Consider the following 1,283-nt stretch of genomic DNA (forward strand, 5'->3'; position numbering starts at 1 on the left):
GGTAAGAGCGATATTTTATCTAAAGGATATTTATAGGTTTATGAATTTTTATGCGTGCGTATAAACAATATAATAATACATTGATTTAGAATCATATTAAACAGAGAATAAGACCCATTATAATTGAATCAAAAAAATCACTTTCTTGTCGTGTCACAAAAAAGATTAGCACAGGAATAAAAAGTATTTAAGAAAGGATTTTAACGACTCTCTTTAAATACAAGAGCTGTAGCATCATTGGAAGCTAGGAAAATAAAATAACAATACTTAACGCATGTTATACTCCATTCTTCCCAATATATGAAAAAACGCATTGCATAACATATATACTATTTGCTCTATAATAAACAAAGCCTCCTCATGCGTTTTTACAACATAACAATTTTTTCAACTGACTTTCCTAAAAGATCAAGAATCCGACCAACTCTCGTGTGTAAACAATTCAACTTCTTATTCGTCCCTTGCCCCCCTTTTACGTGATTTTATTTATGTATAACATATTGATATACAATGATAAATAATTGTTTTTTTAACTTTAATGATCAATTCCAAATACCTTTTTCTCATTACCTTCATCACATTAAAACAATCAAAATCGCTTTCTTATGCGTCACAAATGGAATTGGTGCGTGAAAAAATATTAAAGAAAAGAATGAAAATGCCTAAGTGCCAAGGATTGTTAAAACATTAAAGGCTAAGAAAATGTATGATAGTGCCGATTTGCTCTTGTATGAAGCATAAAGATAGTAGCGCAGAATAGATTTTATATTATTCATAGATACTCTCTCGTGATACCACTCACGAGCACTATCATAAAATAAGTTTAGAAGTATTGAGAAATATTTCTTTAAGACAAGCGCATGAATTGACAACATAGGTGTATTTTGTTTGGGAGATCTTGTTTTGCATGAAGAACGCTCCCCCCCTTAAAGAACGAAAGAAACAAAAGCGTAAAGTAATACACAATCTCCATTAGGTTTCACAAGCAAACCTTATTTAGGAATATTCATCACACACTCTAACGAAAAACATCTCTATTTTAATTTGTAGATCTTATATCACTTGCTTTAAACAACAGTGTTTTACAGCACAACAAGATAAATTAAAGCAGGAAAAAATTTTTCCTATAAAGAAAAAGAACCATTGGAAAGAAGGCAAGAATTTGCCTATACTACACAGTAAAGTATCATAAGGAGATAAAAATGCGCCTTACAGTTGTTGGTGCAAATGGAAGAATGGGACGTGAACTCATTACAGCAATCCAGCAGAGGAGAGATGTAGAG

At 31.3% G+C, this 1,283-nt stretch carries 1 pseudogene; it reads left to right on the plus strand.

Annotated features, from left to right (window positions below):
- Window positions 1-1,202: 1,202 nt before the first annotated feature.
- Window positions 1,203-1,283: pseudogene (locus ACFIKE_RS10755) on the plus strand (4-hydroxy-tetrahydrodipicolinate reductase); the annotation flags it as partial.

It is taken from the genome of Bartonella sp. MU70NMGDW, from assembly GCF_042194085.1.
GTDB classification, from domain to species: Bacteria; Pseudomonadota; Alphaproteobacteria; order Rhizobiales; family Rhizobiaceae; genus Bartonella; species Bartonella grahamii.